Below are 25,906 nucleotides of genomic sequence, written 5' to 3'. Positions count from 1 at the left end.
TCTTCACCTCAAGCGATATCATTCTTTGTTCCTTGTATTTCTGTTTTCATGATATCGCTTTCAAAAGAAGACGTGAAGAATTTGACCATATTGGTACTTATGGTCTTTTTGGTCTTCACTTTGACTTATGATCTTTTATTCTCTTTCGTCCATACATACCTATTAATCGGGCGCCCAATCCCGCCATATTCAAGGTCTAACTTCACGTGCTTGTTCTTCTCCAAAAACTCCAGATAGCGGCGTGCCGTGACTCTTGCCAATCCTACTCCCTCGGCTACTTCTTCTGCGGATAACGATTTGGTCTGCTGCATCAGAAACAGCATAACTTGATTCATTGTCAGTGCTTGCAATCCTTTGGGCAAATCCATTTGTATGGAAACAGAGGGCGCTTTAGAAATCGGTTCGACTTCGTTTCCGTGCAAAAGTTGATCCAGTTCAACCTGCGTCAACGTCGATTCCTTGCCTAATCTTCTCTTCATCGTCCGATAATTTTCCAATGCCTCTTGAACCCGTTCAAATTTAAAAGGCTTCATGATATAGTCCACTGCCCCTTGCTGAAGCATCCGCTTAATCGTTGGAATATCATTAGCGGCCGTAATCACAATGGCATCCGTACCTAACTGTTCATTACGAATCTGCTGCAGCACTTCGGTTCCGTTTTGCCCCGGCATGTAAATATCAAGTATAACGAGGTCAGGCTTCAAATGACGAACTTTCTCAATCCCATCTATGCCATTAGAGGATGTCCCTACAATTTCAAAGCCGGGAACCCTCTCAACAAACTGTCTGTTCACTTCAAGAACCATCGGATCGTCCTCAATCAGTACGACTCTGTACATGAGTTTCTTCCTCTCTTGTCTGCATGGGGAAAGTAAGTATGAAGCTCGTCCCCACGCCAAGTGTGGACTCCACTTCCAGATGAGCCCCGCATTTGTTCACAATATTATGAATTAAATACAAGCCAATGCCCCTGCCTTCGCCCGCATTCGTCGAGAAGCCTCGCTCAAATTTGTGCTGTTTGGTTTCCTCACTCATGCCTTTACCATTATCCTCGACCAAAATGGATAATACCTCATCATCCTGCTCTATACTGATAAAGATCTCTTTCTTCCCATCCTTCTCCTTCAGGGCATCAAAGGCATTCTCAATCAGATTCCCCAAAATGACCACAACGTCGTGTTGATCCAAATGCTCCGGAAACCGCACTAACCTGCTTGCCCGGTCCAAACGAACGTCAATACCCAACTCTCTGCCGCGGCTGATTTTCCCCAAAAGTAAACCGGCCGCACTCTCATTCGCAATCCTGCTCGATACAAAGCTGCTAAGCTCGGATTGCGCTTCCACCGTTTCGAACAAATAGTCCAGCGCCTTCTGCTTATGATCAAGTTGAATCAAGCCTCCTATAGTGTGAAGCTTATTCATGTATTCATGATTCTGCACCCGAAGTGCATCAACAAATGCCCTCACTCCCGTCAACTCTTCAGCAATTTTCGTCACCTCCGAGCGATCTTGAAAAATAGCTACGGCGCCAACCACTTGTTGGCCTACTTTAATAGGAACCCGATTACTCAAAATATGAGCAGGACCAACATGCAGTTCTTGGTTGTAAATAGCATGGTTAAACTGCAAAATTTCTGGGAGCCTCGTATCCGGCAGCACTTCTCGAATAGGGCGTCCGAGTACTTCTCCTTCGATTTGAAGCATTTTTTTGGCTTTATCGTTAAAAACCGTGATGGATTCATGGCTGTCTATGGCAATTACGCCTTCATGCATCGCGTTGAAAGTGGCGGTTCGCTCTACGAGCAGCTGGGCGATTTCCTCAGGCTCCAAGCGAAACATCTGCTCCTTAATATGCCTCGAAAGCATCCACGAACCCCAAATCCCAAACAGCAAAGACAAGAATACCGTCACATATATTTGCCCCCTCATAGCGAGAATGATCCCGGATAGTCCCGGCACCAGCTTCCCTACCAATACGACACCAACTTGTTCGTGCTGCTCATTCATAACCGGTACAAAGGCTCGGAGAGCCGTCCCTTGCTCGCCTTTTGCCTTGGAAAGATACGTGTGCTCAGCAAATGCGGAATGCTCGTCCTCTCCCCGAGAAAGCTCCCCAATTCGAGAGGATGATGGGTGAGACCAACGAATGCCGTTCATATCCATGACAACGATATAGTCAACGTCATTAACAATTCGAAGACGTTCAGTAATCGGATTAATTTCCTGCCTTCGGGCCTCTTCCGTTAGCCCGTTAATAATTGAAGGTAATTGGGTAACCGTACGCGCTGTAACAAGCAGTCTTTGTCCAAGCTCTTGTTCTTGAAGATGGATTACACGGCCTATTAAAATGATACCGCCGATACAAATGGCAAATAGTACAATGCCGAACGACAGGATCGTGATTTTCCAATTCATGCGAAGCCCCTTGATCTTCAAAGCCGATCACCCACTTTCAGCTTGCCGTTAATTTCAAACATCATCCTACATTATGTTACACTGAATTTATTATACAGAACAATGGGGGTCTATATGAGAACGTTTATTGGTATCACTATGTTTCTTTTAATTGGCCTCCTGACAGCGTTGGGATTCGGTTTCTCCTGGCAATTGGGTAACGGTCCGCTTGTGGTTGATGATGAGCAGATCGGACTCGGCCAACAAACGATCATTCGATTCAGCTTTGTCGTGGCGGAGAATACACCCAAAGGATTAGCGGCTCAGAAATTTGCCCAATTAGTCAAAGCAAAGACCAACGACACCATTAAGGTAGAATTATTCCCCAATGGTACTCTATACAATGAAACCGATGAAGTTGGCGCTTTGCAGAGCGGCAGCATTCAAATGATCGCGCCAAGCTTCTCTAATATATCCGAAGTCGTTCCTGATTGGATGGCCATGGATCTTCCCTTCGTTTTCCACAACGATGAGGATGTAGCCAAAGCTTTCCAAGGCAAGATTGGCAGCATCCTGATGCGAAAGTTAGAACCGAAGGGTATCGTTGGTCTCGGTTTTTGGTCTAATGGTTTTCAGCAAATGACGTCAAACCGCGGTACGCTTGCTCATCCCGAAGATTTTCGAGATTTGAAATTTCGGATCCTTCCAAGCAAGATCATCGAATCCCAATTTCGGCTACTCAATGCGAAGACGGTCCCCATTCCTTTTAACCAAGTATATCGCAGCATGGAATCCGGTCAGGTAGACGGTGGAGAGAATACGATTTCGAACATTTACTCTAAAAAGCTGTATCAGGTCCAAAAATATTTGACCATCAGTAATCATGCCTATCTTGGTTATAGCGTGCTAGTGAATAAAATATTTTGGGAGAAATTATCGGCTGAGCAGCAAAAGACGATTAATGAAGCCATGCAGGAAACAACGATTTGGGCCAATCAAAATGCGGTCGAGATCAACCGTAAACAGTGGAACGAGTTACAGAAGATTGGACAGATGGACGTTCACCTCCTGACGAAAGAGGAACGGGATGAATGGCAGCAGGCGCTTGAGCCTGTTTATGAAGAAGCTCGATCGTACATTAGTAAAGAGCTCATGGATGCCGTGTACGAACTTAGACGCGAAAGCACTAAAGACTAAACAGGGTTATATTAAAAAAGGCGCTGCAGCATGAGAAGAGTCCATCTTATCTCTTCTCCCACTGCAGCGCCTTACTTATTACAAACCATTCACCAAGGATAAACGACTCCGTCGTCCTTCAGGACGAGCGCGTTTGTCAAGGTAGATGCGAAGCAAAAGTATAAAACTTATACTTTCTTATCTACGAACAAATTGCCGCTTCATATCGTAAGGAGGCACCGACTACAGGTAATTCATTAACTAAACCAAGTTGTTTAAACACATGCAAGCTGCTATTAACCGTCATTGCATTCATATGGGGATACTTATCGATCAACGCTTCACATATGTCTTTGACCGTCGTGTAGCTGCCCTGGGCATATAGAAACGTAAGTATTGCACACCGCTGCGGTGTTAAAGGTATGTTTTTGGCGTGCATCCGCTGCAGCGCTTGATTCAGATCATGCTGTACCATGATGGAAACCTCCTTTTCGATTTATCTCACGGTAATTCGCAGGTGTGCCGTAGTCCGAGAATACCCTAGTCAGCATATGCGTCGATTCCGGTGTCAGGGACATGAAATCCCAATAGCCGTCGGGTGTCTGCACATTCGTGTCAGGCGCTGGCTTCAAGGAGTGAATCATATCAGGGAATTTCATCGCATCGCGGATAGTTTATTTATAATAATTATTATATAATATCCATTTTATTTTAATTGAGAAGAGTTGTCAATAAACTTTCATATACCTTCTTTCTTCGATTGCTGGTTCCAACTGGACACTATTGCCCTTCCCTTACTCGTCCCTTTCTTTCCTGCGCTTGTTAGCTGCAATCTACATAGGTCAGTCCTTTAAAGGAACGTGCAGCCGCTATTTGTGCGAAAATAACCGAATTCAGGTTTAAGAGGAACGTAGATCCTCTATTTCGCAGTTTTTCCCTCCAGATTGCCATTATTGCACGAAATAGCGTACCCACGTTCCCCATAATTCAATATCTAGCGTATTTTCTCAAAATAGCGGAACGACGTTCCTCATAACTCTTCAATTCCTTCTAACTCGATTCGAGAAGTCAAGGATAAACGACTAACGAGCGCGTTTGACCTCCTAGTCTACATCCAGAAAATCCCCGAACGTAATTTGCTTAAACCTTTCTTTCCAAGGAGTACTGGCTTGCAAATTCTCATAAATCTCTTCCGCCTTTTGAATACACACGGATTGGACAATTCGGGCATATTCCATACATCCGGAATCGTGAATCATTTGCAAAAATTTATCTTTCTCTGCCAACAGAAAGTCGACGGTAATTTCACCTTCATAATATGCTTTCAATGGACTGAATGCCGCATCATCAATGGATAGTAAATACAACACAGGAAGCGTTCGTTTCTTACCAATCACATCGTTTTTCACATCAAGCCGAGTAAGATCTCTCATATCATTTTGAATTTGATGAATAAGGCCAATACAGTCAGCTAATTGATGAATCTGTTCAATGGTTTCCTCCGTACATGCAAGTAGGGAATAGCCCATGAAACAGGCAAGCTGGAATAAGGAACCTGATTTCTCTTGCGTCATCATCAGATAGTCATCTACGGTTGATATCGCATTAGTTATATCTTTTTGTTGGCCATTAATCGATCTCGAGATGATTTTACTTACCTCAACTAGCATCTTATCTTTGACCTGCAAGTGCCCCAATTCACCTACAAATCCCATGAACAGTGCCATAACAGCATTCAAGGTAACAGCTTGTGAACATTGCATCCACGGCTTACCAACCTGATCTTGATCCTGCAAATCATCCATAATGTCCAAAGTTAGAATGACCAGCTCTGTTACCGCAGCAAGTCGATAAATGTCAGGCGAGTCTCCTCCTAACATCTTGTGTGTGCAAATCGTGACCTTAGACCATGTACAATTTTCCTTTTCTTTGTCATCTACAAAAGATTTAAGCAGAGTATTTAAATCTTCTACATAAATATAGTCATCAATAACACGATGCATATGCTGCTGGATGTCCTGCATCATTTCCCCCCTAAGCCTGTGTGTAATATTTGCTCTTAATAAACTTCTCGAGTGCTTCTGTTCTTGATTTGGCGCCCCATTTATCGTAAATCTTGCGTAAATAATTATCGACGGTTCGCTTGCTCATGAAGATGCGTTCCGCAATTTGATCGTGAGTCGCTCCCTTAACCAACATGTTCATCATGAGTACTTCTTCCTCTAGTAACACACAGTCATCCTTGGTAGATTCTCCACTTAATTGCATCTGGTGAAAGAATGCTAGCGGCAGCATCGTATGACCATCCAACATACAATTCACCATATTTTTAATCGTTCGTTCGCTCGACTCCTTCGATAGAACGCCGCTTACTTTTATTTCAATCAGCTTATTCAAGATACCTGTAACATCGATTCCTGTGAAAATAACGATATGCATATTGGGATACCTATTTTTTAGCTGAGCAGCAACTTCTGTGCCGGATAGATCAGGAAGCTGATAATCTAGAAATACGAGACCTGGCTGATGCAGCTCCACTTGTTCCAAGCATTGTTTAGCATTAGAGACAACACCGATAACTTCAATACCATCAATCTCTTCTAATAACGTTTTGGTCGCACGGGCAAATAATGGATGATCATCGACAACCAGTGTCTTGACAACTTCAATCATGCTGAAATTACCTCCTTGGCGGGTATCATGATGATAATTTTCGTTCCGTTTCCGTTTTGTGTGTTAAGCTCAAAACGCCCACCCACGTGCAAGACCCTGCTCCTCATTTGTTCTAGCCCCATGCCTGATGCGCCAATCTCCAGATGAACTTTGTCTCTGTCACGAATTCCTACCCCGTCATCTTCATAAAATAAACAAAAATAATTGTCTTTTTCCGTGATTTGGAAGGTAACCTTGGAAGCCTGAGAATGCTTTTTGGCATTATTGAGCAGTTCTTGGACGATTCGGAATATGTGCCGTTTAATAAGCAAATCTTTGGTTTCGATAACAGCAGCATGTCCTGCTTGAAATTCAAGCTCAAATGGCGTTGAATATGACTCCTTCTCCAAATACATCTTTAGCGTTTGAATCAGACCTACCTCTTTTAGTAAATGGGGATTTAGCTCAAAGCAGCTTTGGCGCAGACTGGCATTAATCATTTCCACAAAATTATTCATATTTTTCAATTGTACCTGATCTTCTTGATGCATCGTTGGCTTATCTGCAAGAGTAGTTATTCTTCTTTTGAGAAAGAAAAGATCCTGCATCGTCGTATCATGAAGATCGCTAGCAATCCGAATACGTTCCTCTTCCTGAAGCTCAAACATGACCTTACGAAACCATTGAATATCCTGCGCTGCGTTTTCATTAGGAAGCTGGGAAGCAAATTGGTGCAATCTGGCTGTTAACTTGCGGATCAAGTGGACATTTTCCAAGCTAACTTCCAAATAGGTTGTAATCAGCTGCAGCCACTGCCTCTCTTCCTTCGCAAGCATCGTGTTCGTCTTTTTGCGTGTCATAATCAAATAACTCGTATACTCTTCATGGCTATTCATCTCTATGCACGTATAAAGCGGATGATCGAGCAAGGATGACGAGTTGACAAGCCGCTGAACTTCTGAAGAATCTATTTCCCCTTCGTAAATGATCTCGGTATCGTTGTTATGCTGGAACACAATGGCTCCACCCATCACCTGAAGAGTACCCACAATATCCACGAGAATAATCTCCTTCAACTCACGGAAGCTGGAGATGGTCCCAAGGTTTTTGGAAATTTTCTTCAAAGCCGATTGCAGGGCGAATTTTCTTGGGAACAAAAATGGTTCGAGCCGCGTTGTCAAATATTCGGCTGCATACAGCACCGTGGAAACTAGCAGTATCAACCCGACAAAAATGAACAGAATTTGTTTTTCGTCCACTACATGGCGAAATAAGAAAGCATATGCCCCAGTAAATAAACTGACCGGTAAAATGGCCAGCAGACCAGCGAATAAAAAACGCCGGACAACAAGACCTATATCATACAACTGGTTGGAAGCGATCAAGTAAGCAAAAGAAATGGGGAAAAATAAAATAATCCAGCTTGTGTACACAGCGTCCAAAATTCGATCTCCCGTGATCAATTGAGGGAGAAAGGAGATGCAGATGACCGGTAAAAATGAGATCATCAATGAAAACCATACACTCTTTATAATGCTAGACATGTAGGATTGTTCTTTGCGAACTTTGTTATACAGAATGGTTAAAATATACATATTGAATAAAAATACGATCACGAAAAAAATCAAGGTAGCTGAGGCATCATAATAATGAATCGAGTATGCCATCGAGGGAAAGATGTAAAGACATCTTATACCAAATCCAATGGCAGAAATCGAATACAAATATTTCAAAATCCTCGTCGACAATTCCATATTGCCTTTTTCCTTGAAAAAGACAGCCAAAAAATGATAAAAGACAATCGGCAAAACCATCATAAAGCTGGCAATTGCAATCTTCCCTATTACATCTCCCCTCACGGAAGCTCCTAGACTCATATAAATGATAGCCATGGTCAAAAATACAGCCGAGAGCAGCCTAGCTGATGGAGAACGGCGCACTTTTATAAAAATGAAAACCGCCATGAACAGACACACGAATTCCTCTACTAGCGGAATCAGATCGTAGACAGTAGTGCTGTTGATGTTAACCTCGGCCATGTACTCAAGCCCGTCTCTTGAAATCAACAACGTATGAGCTTGTTCTATAATTCTCCATTTTTGAACGGACGGGAATTCATCGGGAAGCTTGCCGTCTACTTGTTTGACAATATCCCCTACTTTAACGTCTAGCTTCATGCTGGCGCTTTCCTTATCCAACTCGTTAATCACCCATTGTTGCTGTGGAGTTAATTCAAGATATATCCCGATATAGGGGAAATTAAATATAAGGGACGAACACCAAATCTGCAACGCGAGGAATATTGACACTAACAACCCGACCACAAACTTACTTTTCGTCATATTTTCCCCTCCATGTTCCATTTTATTTGCTATAATATTTTTGTAGTACATTCGTCTGGGAAGGTGGTGATCTCAATGCTTACAATCCAGCTAAACCCGCAGTTACATCGGGCCGTACATATCTTGAAAAAAGGCGATTCACACGAAGTTGAAAGCACTTCCATGGATAAACTATCCTTATCGAAAGAAGAGTCTTCCGCACTGGATAGAACTTTTAGTCACACTGCAATTACTAGACAGAAAGAACTAACAGTACTTAATGGTAATTGGACTTGATCCCTAGCATTATTTTACCAAATAAAAAAAGGATTGTATAATTAGCAACCCGCTAATCATGCAATCCTTTTTTTCGTCTTCATGCAATTCCTTTTGCATGTTTTGCACAAGTATGAAAAATAGGTTGAAATCAGTGAAATGATTTATGTGATGCTCCAATAACAAGTTAACATTATGATAATAAGTATATATATGGAAAAACACACTTGAATCTTATTATGGATGAGAAGAAAGGAGCTCAAGGTATGAAAGATAAAATAATGAGTCGATGGAGTACCTATGACCCCTTCTATATCGAACTAGCTGATAAAAAGATCGTCGATATTGTCATCACCCATCATGCCCATAGTCGGTGGATTACTCGTGTGGAAGGTGAACAAACAAAGCTTGAGGATATATGTAATTATTTGTGGGATAAACTTAAGAGCGGCAAAATAGCATCCTACTACCGCAATGAAGAAGACGTATACGTTATCGATGATGATTTACTAATGGTTGTTCAATTTACCGTGGCAGAGAATGAAACCGATCTGCTAGGCAAGCCTTTACATAGAATGATTATCATCACCTTCCTCGGATTTATGTCCAAAACCATGGAATTGCGTGACTTAAGAGCCTACTATTCTTGGCTGCGCCATTCCAGGAGAATGACGCTGATGAAGAATAGCAGGAAAAAAAGATAACAGATGTAAAACATCCTTAAAGTAGCCAGTTCTCCATCTCACCCCAACTTAACGATGAAAAACATCGTTACAGCCTCGCTTAGCGCACAAAAACTGCTTTCTTTCCGTTCCCTAAGCCGTCCCGAAAGTAACGCCCAGTTCCCGAAGCCGCTTGCGGTACGCGATGCTCAAGCGATCTGTATTCAGATGCAGCTCCGCCTGAAGATCGAGCGGCAGCAGCTCAGGCTTCTGGTTTTCGACCATTTCACGATCCTGCTCAATGAGCAGATCTTGGAACTGAACGAAAACCTCGTCAGGTTCCTCATAAGCATAGTTCCTCTGCTTTAACATGAACGCTTTGCTCGTCTGCTCCGTTTCCGGCAGCACCATCAAGAACAACCGGAAGATGTGATCCGAATCGCGATCTCTTTTGGTAAAAGCGACACAGAGCGGACCGAACACTTCGTATACGTATCGGCTATGTACGCCGCGCCCCGTTCCATCCGGATCGGGTTGATAGACGACGATTTCCTCTGAAGTAAGGACACCGTCCTCCTCATTAACCTGATAATCGCCAATTTCGGCGAATTCACTATCACCCAGCAGACCCTCATGTACAAACATCAGGTGGGATACGTCGAGGAAGTTCTCTATAATACGAGGTCCTGCAGCTTGCAGGGTGTAAGGTCCCATGATGACTTCTTTGAAGCCGTCAGGGATAAACGAACTTACTTTTGGTAGAGAATGAACAGGTTTACCCAAGCTCACCCAAATGAACCCGTGTGCCTCTACACTTGTGTAAACGAACGCTTTCGCCTTGGAGGGAATCGCCCGATCAGCAGGCAGCGACGGAATTCGCGTACAAGTACCGCAGCCGTTGTATGACCAACCGTGGTAAGCACAGACGAGTTCATCCCCCTTCACTTTGCCCAGCGATAACGGTACTCCCCGATGTATGCATAAGTCTTTGAAGGCGTGAACGCCTTGCGAAGTGCGGAATACAGCCACTTTTTCACCTAACACAATGACAGGTATAGGCTTATCTAACAGATCTGACGACAATAACACCGGATGCCACTCATCAATCAAAGCAATATCTTGTATCGTCATTGTCGTAACATCCTCTCACACCTATTTAGGAATGACACCCTTAATGCCCTTAACAAACCAGGTTGTGCCCAGAATCTCTTCGTCAGTCATCTTTTTACCCTGTTCAAAACGCGTCTTGCCATCTTGATCCACGATAGGTCCTTGGAATACTTCGAAGGTACCGTTCAAAATATCTTGCCTCTTCTTCTCAACAAGGGCCTTAACGTCGGCTGGCACATTTTTACCTAGTGGAGCTATATCTGTAATGCCGTCTTTCATGCTTCCGAAATATGCGCCGGATTTCCAAGTCCCGTCCATGACACTTTTAACCGTCTGCACATAGTAAGGTCCCCAGTTCCATTTCGGGTTCGAAATATACGTCTCTGGCGCAAATCGGCCCATATCCGAATCGTTTCCAATCCCCCACACTTTTCGTTCCGCTGCCGCTTGAATACTTGCAGGTGAATCTTGGTACGCCGCCAAAACATCAACGCCCTTATCCAGCAAAGAAATCGCAGCTTGCTTCTCTGTCGCCGGATCGAACCAAGTATTGCTCCAAACCACAGACACATCAATGTCCGGATTAACGCTTTGTGCGCCAAGGGTAAAAGCATTAATGGTATAAATAACTTCTGGAATTGGGAATGCGCCGACATAACCTATGTGATTGTTCTTAGTCATTTTACCGGCCGCCATACCTACGAGATAAGCACTTTGGTATTCGCGCCCCATGTATGTCCCTAGGTTAGGCAGTGTTTTATAGCCAGTTGAATGTAGGAATGTGACCTTCGGGTGCTTTTGAGCTACGTTGTACATCGGGTCCATATAACCAAAGGATGTTCCGAAAATGATATCGTTCTTCTGTGCCAACTCTTCAAAAACACGCTCCGCATCAGGACCTTCAGGAATATTTTCAACTGTTGTCGCTTTGATGCCGAGTTCTTTTTCCATCATTAAACGGCCTTGATCGTGCTCGTAGGTCCAGCCTCCATCACCGGGAACTCCGATATAGACAAAGGCGACTCTAGGCAGCTTTTTCTCAGTTTGGAGTGTTGCATTGGCAGCTGGGGTTGAAGCAGGGGACGCATTAGGTGCGGTCGTGGTGCTAGTCGTAGTTGATTGTCCAGAGCAAGCGGTTAGGATCATAAGTAAGATAGCTGTTAAGGAAAACATCCATTTTTTGGTCATAATGGTTTCTACCCCTCTCTTTTTATCGACAAACCACATCTTTCTACTGCTCTGAAAATGCCTTCGTAGCCCGTGCATCGGCATATATTGCCGCACAGTGCCTCTTCGGCCTCCGCCCTAGTCGGGGTAGGATTCTCTTCCCATAAAGCCGTAAGCGTAACGACCATACCAGCGGTACAATAACCGCACTGCAGCCCTCCTTCCTCTAACATAGCTTGCTGAACGGGATGCAGCTCTTCCCCTGCCGATATCCCCTCAATGGTCGTTACTTCCTTTCCCGCCGCTTGATAAGCCATAAGCAAACAAGAATTAACGGGTTTACCATCAAGCAGTACCATGCAGGCCCCGCATCGCCCTATCTCACAAGAAACTTTGGTTCCTGTTAAAAGCAAGTCATCGCGCAGGATATCCGACATCCTTTTGGAAGCAGGGACAGGTACCGAGACAGCCTTGCCATTAATGGAACATTCAAGCACATAAGTTGTATTAATCAATGGCCTCCACCCCTTCTAACCAGTCGATGGACTGCACGATGTTTTCCGGTGAAATTGGGAGCCGATTTACCCAGATACCCGTTGCTTGCCGGACCGCTGCGGTAATGGCCGGGGCCAAGCCGACGGAGCCGATTTCGCCAACCCCACGCGGGCCAAATGTGTCACTCTCGGGTAAATCTTCGATCGCTTCTACCCGAATGGTATGAGGGCTATCCTTGAAGGTTGGCACCAAGTACGTGTCCAAATTGTGCCGTACGTATTTGCTCTCCTTCATGACGGCATCCTCAGTTAACGTATATCCCAACGCCATTACGCTGCCGCCCTCGATCTGTCCGAGGAACCCCATCGGATTAATGACAGGACCGGCTGCAATGACGTGATCGGTTTGCAGTACCTTCACTCGCCCCGTCAGCATGTTCACTTCCACTTCCACGATGACGGATGCGTAGGAGTATAAATAATGAGCGCCGACCAGCCCTTCCGGCGTCGTCGGGTAGTCGAACTCCGTATGCGCGATGATTGGCTTGGCTGCTGCATCCGCAGCCTCCGCCAACTCCGCATACGTTACAACCGGCGTGCCCGATTCATCGCCTTTGCGATGAATTCCGCCTGCGCCGGTTGCCAGTTCTTCGGCTGCGAGGCCGGCGAGGGCAGACGCCTGCTGAAGCAGCGCCTGCACGAACGGCGGCTTCAGCCGCTGCAGTGCGCGCCACATCATCGTGGTGGCGCGTGAAGCGGTGCTGGATCCGCTGCTCGGCACGCGATCCGTATCGCCGATGACGATGCGGATGTCTTCGGCGGCGCAGCCGAAAAAGTCTTGCAGCATCAACGTGAGCGCTGCATAGAGCCCTTGCCCGAACTCCTCGAAGCCGAAGGAGGCCTGGATCTTGCCCTCCGGCGTAAGCTCGATGCGGCCGCCGGAGTGGTCCGGGATGCCTAGGCCGAGCCCGGCGCCGTGCATCACCATCGCTGCGCCGACGCCCCGGCGGATCCACGGGGCTTGATCTTCGCCTTTGTCTTTCCGCTCGTCACCCTGCTGCCTCTCCGCTTGATCCTGTTGCTCCTCGCCCCCGCCCTGCTGTACCGCTCCTTCGCCTCCCTGCTCCGGCTTCCCGCGCTTCGCCCATAGCGGCGACTCCTTCACCTTGCTCCACACTTGGTTCGCGCCCTCGGTTTGCACAATCTGCTGCCCCATCGGCCCCGGGTCACCCGGAGCACGCAAGTTCAGCTTGCGCAGCTCCCAGGAGTCCATTCCTAGCTTCTCGGCTAACCGCTCGATTTGGCTCTCAATGGCAAAAATCACCTGATTGCCGCCAAAGCCCCGAAACTCACCGGATACGCCGTTATTCGTATATACACTCGTCCCCTGAATATCTACATTCGGAATGTTATAAGGTCCTATCGCATGTTCCGTAGCAAAATTCAATACCTCACAACCCAAGGTTGCATAGGCACCTGTATCCGCAAGAATGCTGACTTGATGCGCGACGAGTCGTCCCTCTTGATCCACGCCGGTCTTCATCCTAATCCGCATCGGATGCCGTTTGATACCAGATATGACAGATTCACGACGCGAATTGTGCATCTTGATCGGAGATCCCGTCTTCAGTGCCATTAAGGCACCGAACGGCTGCACATTGAGTTCATCCTTACCGCCGAACGATCCGCCAATCGGACTAGATACTACCCGAATTTGCTCTTCTGCCATCCCTAGAATCCGTGAGAGCTGCATCCGATCCTTGTAGCCATGCTGCGTCGGCGAATAAACCGTCAATCGGCCGTCATCCTCTGGGATAAATAAACCGCCCTCCGTTTCCATATAGGTGTGCATTTGACGAGGTGTAAAGTACGTCTCCTGGGCAATATGCGCACACCCCTCGAACGCCGCTTCCGCCTCCCCATGCTTCAAGCTAGTTCGGTGCAGCAGATTGCCATCGGGATGCAGCATAACAACGCCCAGGTCTAGCGCCGTTTCCGGATCATCAACAACAGGCAGCGGCTCATAAACAACCTCGATCAAGCTAAGCGCATATTCAGCGATCTCTTCCGTATCCGCAGCTACCGCCGCCAAAGCGTCTCCAATGTAACGAACCCGATCATGACAGAACACAGGCTGATGCGGGAAGGCAATGCCGAATAAATTCATACCCGGCACATCCTCTGCCGTTATCACGACGCGCACACCCGGTGTCATGACCGCCTTGCTTGTATCGATGGAAAGAATCCATGCATGAGGGTAACGACTGCGAAGCACCTTCCCATGCAGCATGCCGGGTGCGGTTAAATCCGTGAGATATCGGAGCTTTCCGGTTACCTTCTCTTCACCGTCAGGTCGGATAATCCACTTTTTCGCATACACATCACGATTTAGGAGCATCCGCTCCGCCCCCTTTTTGCCACGCTTTATAGCATTCAGAAACGATGAGATTCGCCGCCGTCTGCTTGCGATAAGTTACACCGGCATAATCATCAGCCACAGCATCTAACTCCGCGAACACGCCCTTATGCAGATACTTCAGAAGCTCCTTGGATAAAGGCTGACCAATGGCAGCTGCCTCCAGAGTCTTAAACCTTGCAGGAACAGCGTTTCCTCCACCCGCAGCTAGTGCAATGCTTGTGAGGGTTCCATCCGTACCTAGCGCCACCCTCCCAGCTACCGTTACAACTGATGGGGTGAACGCTTCTCTGCGTCCCACCTTTAGATAAAACTCGTAGATACTTCCCTCTTCCGCATTCATCTGAGCTGCTATTGGCAGCACAATCCCAGTCATTACCTCGTTCTGGCTCGAAATCGGACTCTCCAGCCACTCCATCAGCGCCAGAGAACGTTCATTCTGCCCATCCGAGCAAATGATTTGGGCATCCATGACAAGCAATACAGGAATGAGGTCCCCCGTTCGTGACATTACGTTGCCTCCTATAGAGGCTAAATTACGAACAGATGGCGCTGCGATCTCCGAGCAGGCTTGCACTAGGAGCCCGCATCTTTGCCTAACCAGCTCATTTTTCATCAAATCAGCTAAACAAAGGGCTGGCCCTACAAGAATTCTCCCTAGAGAATCGACCGTTAATCCCGAGAGAGATGAAATATTTCCAAGGCTAATCAGATGCTGTGGGATCGGTGAATGGCCGTTTTCCCAGCGAGTACGCAGCCAGGTTCCCCCAGCAATAAGTACCGAGTCATCTCCCCATTTATGCTTCAAACGCATGGCTTCCTCTACGCTCGTAGGCTGCCATACGGAAGGCTGCTGCTCTGGTAGCTGATACAAAGGAACTGACATAAACAACCCTCCTAAGAGTTTGTCTTTAGAAAAACTGGCTTCGTAACCGTTACTCTTTTTTCCGAGAAAACTGGTTTCGTAACTGTTACTGCGCACTTTTCGTTGGAACTGCCTGCTTTTGAGGAACGACGATCCTCTATATTAGGTAAAAGCGCCCAATCATTCGAATTCGCGGAACGTGAGTACTTAATTGAGTAAATTCGTGCTCTTTTAAGGCAAAAACAACGAAATAACGAATCGTCGTTCCTTTTCCTCATGAAATCGAACGTTTCTCGGTAAATAGCGAACCCACGTTCCCCGAATAATTTTCACAGTCATAAATTCATCTCATGTCACTCATTCCATGCAGCTCATCTCATGTCACTCATTCCGTGCAGCTCATTCCATGCAGCTCATTCCATGTCACTTATTCCATGCAGTTCATTCCATGCAGCTCATYYCATGTCACTCATTCCRTGCAGCTCATGCCATTATTCATCCTATGCCCATCAAACACCATCTACTTTACTTACCCACCATCACTCAAAAGCCATCCGCATATAAATTAGATATACTATAAACAATTTTCAAAAACCGCGTCAACTTACTTAACACCATTTTGTGTTTTTGTATAAAAAATAGCGCATTATTAGTAATAATGCACTCATCCCCTCTTTTATGTCATTTAAGTTTACATACAATGGAGCAAATATATTTTTTTCGCCTGTTCATAACGATCCAATGTATCAACATCCATAAATTTCACCTGGTTATCCTCTTCCACAATTTGACCACGGAATGCAGGTAAGTGAAACAAGGATCGCGCTCCGGCATCCCCTTCCAAGGCAGCAGCAGCCGGCCACATCCCTCGCCCCAAAATAACAGGAGGCTTCGGCATCCCCTTATCCCCGCTGGCGATATAATCGTAACCCGCTTCCTTATTAAACGCATTCATAAGTCGTAATAGCATCTGACCATCTACGAAAGGCTGATCCGCCAACAGGACTAAGACGCCATCTGCACTCATCTCTTCTGCCACCTGGATCCCCGTGCGCAGTGAGTGCGCCATCCCGCTTTCAGCGTTCGCACATCTCTCAATACGGCATCTGCCTAATAACATATGCATGTGAACTTCTTTTGGCAACCAATCCAAGGAGTCACCAACACGTACGACAACAACCACACTATGCAGTTCAGAATGAAGAGCTTGCAGTAAAGCAACACCGCCAAGCCGTACTCCTTCGACCATTTCTAGCGATTGCTTCGCTGTCCCCATCCGTCTGCTGCTGCCTGCCGCCAAGTACACGCCAACGATCTTCTTCTTCACAATGCTCACCAAGGGCGGCAGCTTTGGATATCTCGCCCCATGGCTACAGCGGAGGTCCACTCTGCAGTCGTGCGAACACCACGCTTCATACGTATCAATTCAGCTGCTATGCTGACTGCATTTTCAACAGGGCCTTCCGAGCCAATGTCTAAACCAACGGGATAATGCAGCCAATCCGGCCGCTCTAGTCCTTCAAGCATCTTCTCTGTTCGAACCCTCGAACCCATGATACCGAGATAACGCAGTCTTGACTCCATAGCTCCTCGTACGAAGGCTGAATCCTTCTCAAACTGGTGACTCATGACGATGACGTAATCCTGCTCATTCAGCTCCAGTTGTTCCACCAATTTCTCAGGGAAAGCCACAACCGTCTCCAACCCCGGAAAAAGCTCCTCATTGCAGAAAGCTTCCCTCCAGTCCGCTACCACCACGCGAAACCCAACACTGGCCGCCATTTGAGCAAGCGGAATCGCATCTGGATTCGCCCCAAACACAATAACCCTCGGCTTCGGCGTAAACAGCGAGACATACCCAGCGTGTCGATCAGATGGCACTCCCTCAACGGGATCACACAACGTATAGGTTATATTCGAATACCCATCCGAGAATGTGCGCAGCAGCTGTACGGACTCCCCGCGGTCCAAGCTGGCTTTTGCCGCCAGCAGGTTAACAAGCAGTTCCCCGGAAACAGGCTCCAGCAGGATACGAATCAACCCGCCGCACCCAATCGTTTCGCCCCAGCCGAAATCGTCCGCCGGTCTCATGTCGTACTCCACCATTTGCGGTTTTTGCGACTCCCATACAGCAGGTACATATGAGGATAGATCTGCTTCCAAACAGCCGGGAGAAATATTGCCTAGCGAGCTTTCATCCGCCATCAGCAGCATAACTGCTCCTTGCTTGCGATAAGCATGGCCCTCCACATGAATAACCGTCGCTAATACACGCGCCTGCGCATTACTCTCCACCGCTTGCAAAATGTCATAAGCCTCCATCACTCATCGCACCTCGCTTATGGATTTATTCTCCTACCAACCGATGGCTAAACCGTCGCCCCGAGGATCGGCAGCACCGCTCATGAAACCCTTCTCATCAATCACAATACCCTGCGCTTGCCCCATAATCCCATCCCAAGGGTTCACGGGTTCAACTCGATGCCCCCATTTTTTCAAACGCGTATACACATCGCCGTCCAGACGGTGCTCGAGCTTCAACGCATCGTCATCTTCCCCCCACGTACGGCCGTATACCCAACGCGGCAGCGATATAGCTTCTTGAATGGACAAACCATAATCCAGCACGCCAGTGAGTATGGAAAGCTGTGTTTGTGGCTGGCCTTCTCCACCCTGTGTCCCAAAAAGCATGTAAGGTTTCCCCGCTTTGCTCACCATGGCAGGCATTAGCGTATGAAACGACCTTTTATTCGGCTCTAGAACGTTCGCACACGCAGGATCCAGTGAGAAAAAAGAACCTCGATTTTGCATAATAATGCCCGTATCGCCTGGTACGTAAGCAGCACCGAAGTCGAAATACAAGCTTTGGATAAATGAAACCGAATTCCCTTCATCATCAACAACAGCCGCATAAGCCGTATCTTGCCCGATTGCTGGTGAGAGGTGTTCACTCACCTTGAGAGGTTCTGCCTGAATCTCATTCCAGAGCTCCGCCGCATAGGCTTTTGAAAGCAGGCGCTCCAGCGGAATTTCCCGAAAACGAGGATCCGTCAAGTAAAGATCACGGTCTTTGAACGCCTTTTTGATCACTTCTGACATGATATGATAAAAGTTCGCGGAGGCCCGCGGAACGCTGCTTACCTCTATATTTTCCAGCATATTCATCATCATGAGCGCCGTGAATCCTTGTGAATTCGGCGGCATTTGATAAATGTCATACCCACGGTAGGTTGTCGAAAGCAATTCCACCCATTCTCCCGAATAAGTACGGAAATCATCTTCCTGCAGCAATCCGCCATCCCGCTGAATGCTATCAATCATAGTTTGCATCAAGGAACCCTTATAAAAGGCCTCTTTACCTTCTCGTTGAACGATACGTAACGTTTGGGCCATATCTTTCTGAACAAGACGATCCCCTTCCTTCAAAAGCTCGCCATTCGCCATATATAAGGCACTCAGCTGCTCGGAAGCCCGAATGAAAGCCTCGTCTTTGCGCATCCAAAAAAACAAATTACGCGAGATAGGAAAACCGTTTTCCGCATAAGCAATCGCTGGATCAAACAGCTTCTCCCACGGCAGCTTCCCGTATTTCTCCCATACTTGCCACCAGGCATCGACCATGCCCGGAACGGTTATCGCGCTTAGAATTCCTCTTTGGGGAATCGTATTTAACCCTTTATCTTTGTAAAAATCAGGCGTCGCCTGCGCAGCTGACTTCCCGCTTCCATTAAAGCCCGTAAAGGTGCCCGCCGCAGCATCGTGCATGAGGAAAAAGGCATCGCCGCCAAGCCCCGTCATATGTGGGTAGGTGACTCCTAATGTCGCACTGATCGCAATCGCGCTATCAAACGCATTGCCTCCCTGCTGCAAAATGGCACTTCCCACACTGCTAGCCAAATAATGAGGCGTAGCAATCATGGCACGCTCGGCTCGAGGCATAATGTTTAACATGGCAGCCCCTCCTCTTTACGAGCATATAACGTTAACGCTGCTTGCAAAGCCTTGCCGACTGTAATATCGGCTCCGTGCCATAGAAGAACGGCTTCCAGTGCACCGAGCACGTGGAGCACGTTTTTTTGATTACAGCTAAAGCCCATCGTGCCGATTCGCCAAATTTGACCCTTCAGAGGTCCGAAAGAACTGGCGATTTCAATCCCGAAACTATTTAACAGCATCGAACGCACGGATTCACCAGCGATTCCGTCTGGAATACAGATGCAAGTCACAACTGTCAACTTACAGTCTGGATTTCCATATAGCGATAAGCCCATTGCTTGAAGACCTGCAACTAACGCAGCCTCATGTCGTTTATGACGATAAAATCGCTCCTCTAGGCCTTCCTGCAGGACAAGACGCAGACCTTCGCGCAAAGCGTACAGCATCGAAGTTGCCTCCGTATGATGGTTGAGCCGTTTCGGACTCCAGTAGTCTTGAAGTTGGCCGAGGTCGAAATAGTTGCTCGCGACCGGCTTCCCAGCTGACACCGCTGAGCCTTTCTCACGCAGTCCCCGTTCAATGGTTTTGCGCCGCAACACCTTGGCTTCGACTCGCTCGTTATACGTAATTGGCGACATCCCGGATGGGACAGATAGACACTTTTGCGTTCCGCCGATTACAGCATCCAGCTGCCACTCATCAGTCTTAACCGGAACTCCGCCAATCGTAGCGACGGCATCAACAACGAGCAGGGCATCCACTTCACGACAGGCTGCTCCGATGCCATCAAACGGTTGGATACAACCCGTGGAGGTTTCGCCGTGGACGATCGCAACGATGCTCGGTTTTTCCCGATGTACGGCAGCGATGATTTCCTCTGGGTCGAACACCGTGCCCCATTCTCTCTCCAGCAGGACAACCTCAGCACCGCAGCGCTCCGAGATTTCGACGAGCAGATTGCCAAAGCGGCCATAAATAGGAACAAGCACCTTGTCCCCCGGTTCAATCACACTCACAAGAACAGCCTCAATGCCAGAACGCGAGGTGCCATCTATCGGAAAAGCCCATTGATTTTTGGTTTGAAATACATCGCGAAGCATTTCCATGGTTTCATTCATCAATTCAGTGAATTCAGGATCGAACTGTCCCAGAATCGGATAAGACATCGCCCGCAGTACCCGCGGGTCGACCTCTACAGGTCCAGGGGTCATTATCGTTCGCAGCGAGGGCGACAAGTCTTTATAAGATTTCATCTACTTTCCCCCCATAGCCATATTGGTATAACACATGCACTAGTACTTGGAAACCAGCGACCAAATCGGCCGGTTCCGTAAACTCATCAGGACTGTGGCTAATACCTGCCCGACTTGGAACGAAGATCATTGCCGTCGGACATATGGGCCCGAACAGCTGAGCATCATGCCCTGCCCCACTCGGCAGCCGCATGCTCTGGAGCCCATGGGCATCGCAGACAGCTTCAATTTCTGCCGAAATCCCTTCATGCATAGCCACTGGCGAAGCATGTAAATTTTCAATTGTATCTATTTGAAGATCTCTTCGCATCGCGATTACTTCGAACTCAACCAGCAATCTCGTACGAAAAGCATCCATCTTCCACTCGTCAGTATGCCGAATATCCAGCGTAAATTCAACTTCCCCCGGCACCACGTTCGACGTTCCCCGCTTCACTTCCAAACGCCCAACGGTAGCTACAAGCGGCTCACCCTCCTGCAGCGCCAGACGTTCCGTCAAAGCCACCATTTCAGCAGCTCCTGCAAGAGCATCTTTTCGCATCGTCATCGGAGTCGTCCCGGCATGATTCGAGGTCCCCTTTACCACTACAGTCAACCGAATCTGACCTACGATAGCTGTTACTACACCGATCTGTTTCTGCTTATACTCCAGAACAGAGCCTTGCTCGATATGAATCTCCATATACGCTCCAATACCTTCGCGCTTCGCAGGTTGTTCACCTACACTTGCCGTGTCGAATCCAGCTTGCTGCATCGCCTCAAGCAGAGTCACACCTTCTAGATCAACAATCCCCGAAGCTCCATTCAGCGACCTCACACCCGTCACATGTCCTGAGCCCCAGTAAGCTTGCGGGAAGCGACTTCCCTCTTCTTCACAAAAAGAAACCACTTCTAGAGTTCGCTTCGGTGTCCCATAAACCGCCTTCAAATAACCAAGTGCCATCATAGAGGCTACTACGCCGTATGCCCCATCGTATTTACCGCCATTTTTCACCGTATCTACATGCGAACCTGTGAGAACCGATTTCAAGGCTTGGCTATTCCCTTGCAGTTTACCAAATACATTACCAACAGCATCGAAGCCTGCTTCCAGCCCCAACTCATGCATTTTCCGGGTAAGAGCCTGCTGCGCCTGCAGCCATGGCTCCGTATATAGCAAACGGGTAACTCCCCCGCCTGAGTCAGCCCCATAAGAGGAAAGCCTCTCCAGTACATCGAGCATCTGCTCGGCGTATTGGGACAGCAAATCCAGCGAGTTTGGTGTCATTTTAGCCACCTTCCTCACCTCCGATCACGGCTGAGCGGCGCAACCAAATCCCGTCTGCTTTCTCCGCTACCCCTTCGCCAAGCTCATAGACCTTAGTACCTCGTAAGAAGGTCGCCCTCACTCGACATCCGAACTCTTTTCCTACATAGGGACTATGTTTATGGCGGTAAAATAAATCACTTTCCTGAAGCGAATAACTCAGCTTCATATCCACTAGAGCTAGATCAGCGTCCGCACCTACAGCGATTTCACCTTTGCGGGGATGCAGCCCAAACCGCTTAGCCGGCTCCAGAGAAAGCATCCGCGACAACATAGGCAGCGGCACCTCTCTGCGTAGGCAGCCTTCGTCCAGCATGAGCTCCAGCGAGCTTTGCGCGCTGGATATCCCGCCCCACGCCTCAAAGAAATCCCCTTGCTTCATATGCGTTGGGCAAGGTGAGTGATCCGAGGCGAGGATGTCCAGCTGCCCAGCTGCCAGCGCGGCCCACAGCTGAGCTTGATCTTCGGGTGTGCGCAGCGGAGGCGCACATTTGGCAACTGGACCTAGCCGCTCCAAATCGGCGCTAGTAAGCACTAAATAATGCGGACACGTTTCCACCGTGACGTCCAGCCCTTTGGCCTTCGCCTCCGTGATGGCGTGCACAGCTTCCGCGCTGCTAATATGCACGAAGTGCAGCTTGCAGCCCGTCTCCTCGGCGTAGAGCAGTGCGCGATTCACCGCTTCCAGCTCCGCTGCAATTGGTCTCGTCGCGACGAAGTCCAGCGGCTCGCGCCTGCCTTCCTTCACAGCTTGCGCAGCCAGCTTGGATACCATCTCCTCGCTTTCGGCATGAAGCGCTAACACCATACCCAAACGGGCAATCTCCTTCATTCCCTCCAGGAGGGTCACATCGTCCACTTCAGCGAATATATCTTCCCCTTCTCCGCCAGGACAAGACATGAACGCCTTAAATCCAATGACGCCAGCTTCAGCCAGCTCTTGAAGATTGCCCGCATTGCCGGGAACAAGTCCGCCCCACAGCGCATAATCGACCAAGGAATGTCCTTCAGCCGCTTCCAGCTTCCGCTCAAGCGCATTTAGCCGAACCGTTGGAGGCACGCCATTCAGCGGCATGTCAATATAAGTCGTGCATCCGCCAGCCGCAAGCGCCGCTGATCCGGTAGCAAAGCCTTCCCAGTGACCGAGTGCCGGCTCATTGAAATGAACATGCGCATCAACCATCCCCGGCATAATGTGCAAATGCTCCGCATCATAGACAGGTGTATCCTCCGAGTATGTGAGGTTTTCGCCTAGCGCAGCGATTTTGCCGTCTTGAATACCGATGTCTAACTGGCGTACTTCCTCTCTCAGGACTACGGTACCCTTCCGAATTACGAGGTCAAATTGGTTAGTCATACGAAACCCTCCCTCGGAGTCTTTCATGCTGCAGCCATCCTGCCAGCGTTAACTTCCTCGATATGTGTTATAACCCCATGGCGCGATGAGCAGCGGCACATGATAATGAGCATCTTTAGCCGATATGCCAAACCGAACCGGTACTTGATCCAGGAATGCAGGCTCTGCAAGGTTAGCAGAGATTCCTCTGAAATAATCTCCTATATGAAAGACCAGCTCATAAATTCCCGGTATAAAATCATCCCCGCTAAGCATCGGCCCCTGAAGGCGTCCATCCGCATTCGTCACTTCCGAGCGAAGCAGGTCTGAGCGCCCTTCTTGCAGACGGAACAAATCAATTCGCACTCCACTAGCCGGTCGTCCACTGCTAATATCCAGTACGTGCGATGTTAAACCAGCGATCATAGGCCCTCCAGGTCTCTCTTTGTCATGGAAAAGCCTTGGAAACCATACGGCGGTCTAGGCTCTGTAAACACCTTACCTTCACCAACGGAAGCTTGCTCCAGAATCGTTTCCCATGTGCGATTGTTAGACTCAAAGCGAATTTCTTGTAATTGAGGAAAACGAGTGAGCGAGCGCTGCCCGATTCGATAAATGAGATTTTGGATCGACGGTGAATGTTGTTCATGAAATACGGTATGCGCAATATCCCGAATTTGCTCAGCTGCCACATAGCGTCCGAGATCAGAGTCCAGTGCATCCGCCACTTCTTCATAACTCCAAGCAATGTCTAAGAAAATAAATAAAGGACGGTCAAAAGATTCCGGAAGCGTCGTATACTCATCTCGAACGAAGCCCGCGAAGGAACTTCCTTTTACTTTAATCAGCTTCAAGTCAGCTATGCCGCCTGCAAGATCTAGGGTAGCGATCCCCTCATCTGTGCGCACGACTTCAACCAGCGCGGTCGGGTGTTCATTTTGCGAATAACGGTAAACAAGATCACTTCCGTCAAATCCTTTTGCAGCAGGAACCGGCAGCACTTCAAAAGATACTTGATCTGCCGTCATTTTCACACCTGTCATCTGTGGGTACGTCTCTAGAAAGTGGCGGCCGGCGAACTCCAGAAACCCTTCAGCAGTAGCGCCTTCATACTCTCCAGCTTTGCGCAGGATGAAATTCTTCATCGAGTCTGTGGCAACAACCAACGAGTTATCACCTTCTGTAAAAGAGGTAAAGAACTTCTCTCCGCTAACCGCCACCTTGATATTCATCCCAAACAGCACATTATCTCGTCCGGTAAAGCCCGATTCCGGTATTAACGTCAGATTCGTCAGCGGCTTCGCATAAGAACGATACACCCATACATCACCTTTACCATAGTACATGATTCTCTCTGATCCGTTCCCCTGCCTCATCGCTTTCCCCTCCGCTTCATTGACTAACAGTGCCTCTAGACGGAACCGCCCAATTTTACAAACCTCCTGCAAAGCTTTACCGAATTCTTCTTCTTTATCTCGCTGTATCCGAATGCGAATCGCTTCTCGAATCGTCTCTTTGGTCTGGCCCTTGACCGCCATGATAAAAGGAAACTGAAAGGCGTCCGTATACTGCTTGTTGTAAGCTAGAAACTGTTCATATTCTTCAGCTGTTAACTGGTCAAGACCGGCACCGGACTGCTCCTGCACAGAATCATCCGTCATCCGCACTCGCGTCCCTAAGTCTGGATGCGCCCTAAGCAGTGCTAGCTGCTCCACCCGATCAGCACGCCAAACCTCTCGTTCCAAAGCACTGATCAAATCCTGCTCCGCTGCAAAAGGCCGCGAGCTCCAAGCACGCTCTGCCACCCAAGGTGAGTGCTCAAATAGAGGTCCGAACCTATCGATGAATTCTTCCTGATTCAAATCATTCACTTTATGCAGCGTCAACTTCACTACCCGTCACCTCTATTTCTATGAAAATCCAACCATTCTTCATCAAGATTTGTTTCATTGTAAATCCGCTGTGTATCATGGTCAATTTATATGAATGAAGTTTGTAAACTTTCATAACACCGGCAACTTTTTTTGTGAGCCTGCACCTTTTCGTGTCATTATGTAAAAAACTACGGATTGACCAATTAACATACAAGCGATTCTAAAGCTTTGATGTTTAGTCCCTTCATGAAGACGCTCGTGCCATCTGCTACGTTCTTGATCAAAGTGTTGTAATCAACATGTTGGAGACGTTCTAATACACTTTCCTGTTGAAGCGCATCGTCAACCAACACAACAAACTCTCCACTTCGAAGTATTATCCACTGTTTTACTCATTTGCGCATAGAGATGACACGATCTATTGGATATTTTCCAATCAAACTGCTTCCAAATGATAATTAGGATGGGGAATTTGGGATTCCATTGGATTTTTTCCAATGAAAGTACGATATCTCATGTCTCAACAAGTAATCTATTGGATTTTCTCCAATGATATTGATCGTATTTTAGCTTATATGCAATTGAATCCAGATACTACATGATAGATAATAGTAGTATTTTCATATTGTCAAAAAAAGATAGATAGTGGTAGATTTATGTAATTAATC

General features: G+C 47.6%; 21 protein-coding genes and 1 pseudogene. 2 read left to right on the top strand and 20 right to left on the bottom strand.

All coding sequences use genetic code 11. The features are described from left to right. Window positions 1-125: 125 nt before the first annotated feature. Together ASG93_RS08135 and ASG93_RS08130 are read right to left on the bottom strand one after the other, a co-directional pair. Complete coding sequence (locus ASG93_RS08135) at window positions 126-839, bottom strand: response regulator (protein WP_056830875.1); 714 nt, start codon at window positions 837-839, stop codon at window positions 126-128. After that, the gene (locus ASG93_RS08130; protein WP_056830695.1) at window positions 817-2,415 is read right to left on the bottom strand and encodes a sensor histidine kinase; all 1,599 of its coding nucleotides are present in this window, start codon (window positions 2,413-2,415) and stop codon (window positions 817-819) included. Before ASG93_RS08130 ends, ASG93_RS08135 begins: the two co-directional genes overlap by 23 nt. A gap of 114 nt (window positions 2,416-2,529) precedes the next feature. Between ASG93_RS08130 and ASG93_RS08125 the strand changes: the two genes are divergently transcribed. After that, the gene (locus tag ASG93_RS08125; RefSeq protein ID WP_056830693.1) at window positions 2,530-3,591 is read left to right on the top strand and encodes a DctP family TRAP transporter solute-binding subunit; all 1,062 of its coding nucleotides are present in this window, start codon (window positions 2,530-2,532) and stop codon (window positions 3,589-3,591) included. A 181-nt stretch (window positions 3,592-3,772) separates the two neighbouring features. On the opposite strand, the gene ASG93_RS08120 is transcribed toward ASG93_RS08125, so the two are convergent. From ASG93_RS08120 to ASG93_RS08105, 5 genes and pseudogenes are all read right to left on the bottom strand, one after another. Next, window positions 3,773-4,045 (bottom strand): Fur family transcriptional regulator, encoded by a 273-nt coding sequence (locus ASG93_RS08120; RefSeq protein ID WP_056830691.1) that lies wholly within the window; start codon window positions 4,043-4,045, stop codon window positions 3,773-3,775. 10 nt (window positions 4,046-4,055) lie between these two features. Next, window positions 4,056-4,241, bottom strand: a pseudogene (locus ASG93_RS37125) (catalase); the annotation flags it as partial. Window positions 4,242-4,673: 432 nt separating this feature from the next. Next, window positions 4,674-5,597: a polyprenyl synthetase family protein gene (locus ASG93_RS08115; protein WP_063891810.1), complete on the bottom strand. Its 924-nt coding sequence runs from the start codon at window positions 5,595-5,597 to the stop codon at window positions 4,674-4,676. Between the two features lie 7 nt (window positions 5,598-5,604). Beyond that, the gene (locus ASG93_RS08110) at window positions 5,605-6,243 is read right to left on the bottom strand and encodes a response regulator transcription factor (protein WP_056830687.1); all 639 of its coding nucleotides are present in this window, start codon (window positions 6,241-6,243) and stop codon (window positions 5,605-5,607) included. Beyond that, window positions 6,240-8,564, bottom strand: coding sequence for a sensor histidine kinase (locus ASG93_RS08105; protein ID WP_056830686.1), 2,325 nt, complete (start codon window positions 8,562-8,564; stop codon window positions 6,240-6,242). Before ASG93_RS08105 ends, ASG93_RS08110 begins: the two co-directional genes overlap by 4 nt. A 521-nt stretch (window positions 8,565-9,085) precedes the next feature. Between ASG93_RS08105 and ASG93_RS08095 the strand changes: the two genes are divergently transcribed. Beyond that, window positions 9,086-9,523 (top strand): hypothetical protein, encoded by a 438-nt coding sequence (locus tag ASG93_RS08095; RefSeq protein WP_056830874.1) that lies wholly within the window; start codon window positions 9,086-9,088, stop codon window positions 9,521-9,523. Window positions 9,524-9,634: 111 nt separating this feature from the next. Here ASG93_RS08095 and ASG93_RS08090 read toward each other — a convergent pair whose 3' ends face one another. The 13 genes from ASG93_RS08090 to pucL form a co-directional block, all read right to left on the bottom strand. Next, entirely contained in the window at window positions 9,635-10,612 is a 978-nt protein-coding gene (locus tag ASG93_RS08090) for an aromatic ring-hydroxylating oxygenase subunit alpha (RefSeq protein WP_056830682.1), read from the bottom strand. A 21-nt stretch (window positions 10,613-10,633) separates the two neighbouring features. Next, window positions 10,634-11,779 (bottom strand): BMP family ABC transporter substrate-binding protein, encoded by a 1,146-nt coding sequence (locus ASG93_RS08085; protein WP_235550781.1) that lies wholly within the window; start codon window positions 11,777-11,779, stop codon window positions 10,634-10,636. A gap of 8 nt (window positions 11,780-11,787) precedes the next feature. After that, window positions 11,788-12,273, bottom strand: a complete 486-nt coding sequence (locus ASG93_RS08080; RefSeq protein ID WP_056830678.1) for a (2Fe-2S)-binding protein — start codon at window positions 12,271-12,273, stop codon at window positions 11,788-11,790. Further along, a complete protein-coding gene (pucD, locus tag ASG93_RS08075; RefSeq protein WP_056830676.1) occupies window positions 12,266-14,650 on the bottom strand; it encodes a xanthine dehydrogenase subunit D in 2,385 nt (794 codons plus the stop codon). Before pucD ends, ASG93_RS08080 begins: the two co-directional genes overlap by 8 nt. Continuing rightward, window positions 14,634-15,554 carry an FAD binding domain-containing protein gene (locus tag ASG93_RS08070; RefSeq protein ID WP_056830674.1) on the bottom strand — a complete coding sequence of 307 codons (921 nt, stop codon included), beginning with the start codon at window positions 15,552-15,554 and terminating at the stop codon, window positions 14,634-14,636. The genes pucD and ASG93_RS08070 overlap by 17 nt, the downstream gene beginning before the upstream one ends. A 670-nt stretch (window positions 15,555-16,224) precedes the next feature. Beyond that, on the bottom strand, window positions 16,225-16,860 hold the full coding sequence (locus ASG93_RS08065; RefSeq protein WP_156410845.1) for a nucleotidyltransferase family protein: 636 nt from the start codon (window positions 16,858-16,860) through the stop codon (window positions 16,225-16,227). 5 nt (window positions 16,861-16,865) lie between these two features. Then, a complete protein-coding gene (locus tag ASG93_RS08060) occupies window positions 16,866-17,855 on the bottom strand; it encodes an XdhC family protein (protein ID WP_056830670.1) in 990 nt (329 codons plus the stop codon). A 33-nt stretch (window positions 17,856-17,888) separates the two neighbouring features. Then, window positions 17,889-19,484 (bottom strand): gamma-glutamyltransferase, encoded by a 1,596-nt coding sequence (gene ggt, locus ASG93_RS08055; RefSeq protein WP_056830668.1) that lies wholly within the window; start codon window positions 19,482-19,484, stop codon window positions 17,889-17,891. Next, complete coding sequence (locus ASG93_RS08050; protein WP_056830667.1) at window positions 19,478-20,722, bottom strand: pyridoxal-phosphate-dependent aminotransferase family protein; 1,245 nt, start codon at window positions 20,720-20,722, stop codon at window positions 19,478-19,480. The genes ggt and ASG93_RS08050 overlap by 7 nt, the downstream gene beginning before the upstream one ends. Then, window positions 20,709-21,989: a Zn-dependent hydrolase gene (locus tag ASG93_RS08045; protein ID WP_056830665.1), complete on the bottom strand. Its 1,281-nt coding sequence runs from the start codon at window positions 21,987-21,989 to the stop codon at window positions 20,709-20,711. Before ASG93_RS08045 ends, ASG93_RS08050 begins: the two co-directional genes overlap by 14 nt. Window position 21,990: 1 nt before the next feature. Then, on the bottom strand, window positions 21,991-23,385 hold the full coding sequence (locus ASG93_RS08040) for an allantoinase (RefSeq protein WP_056830663.1): 1,395 nt from the start codon (window positions 23,383-23,385) through the stop codon (window positions 21,991-21,993). A gap of 48 nt (window positions 23,386-23,433) precedes the next feature. Next, complete coding sequence (gene uraH, locus ASG93_RS08035) at window positions 23,434-23,790, bottom strand: hydroxyisourate hydrolase (protein ID WP_056830661.1); 357 nt, start codon at window positions 23,788-23,790, stop codon at window positions 23,434-23,436. After that, window positions 23,787-25,256, bottom strand: coding sequence for a factor-independent urate hydroxylase (gene pucL / locus ASG93_RS08030; protein ID WP_056830659.1), 1,470 nt, complete (start codon window positions 25,254-25,256; stop codon window positions 23,787-23,789). Before pucL ends, uraH begins: the two co-directional genes overlap by 4 nt. Window positions 25,257-25,906: the final 650 nt, after the last annotated feature.

The organism is Paenibacillus sp. Soil787 (assembly GCF_001429545.1).
Taxonomy (GTDB): Bacteria; Bacillota; Bacilli; order Paenibacillales; family NBRC-103111; genus Paenibacillus_E.
This window is presented reverse-complemented; position numbering and strand designations above follow the sequence as displayed.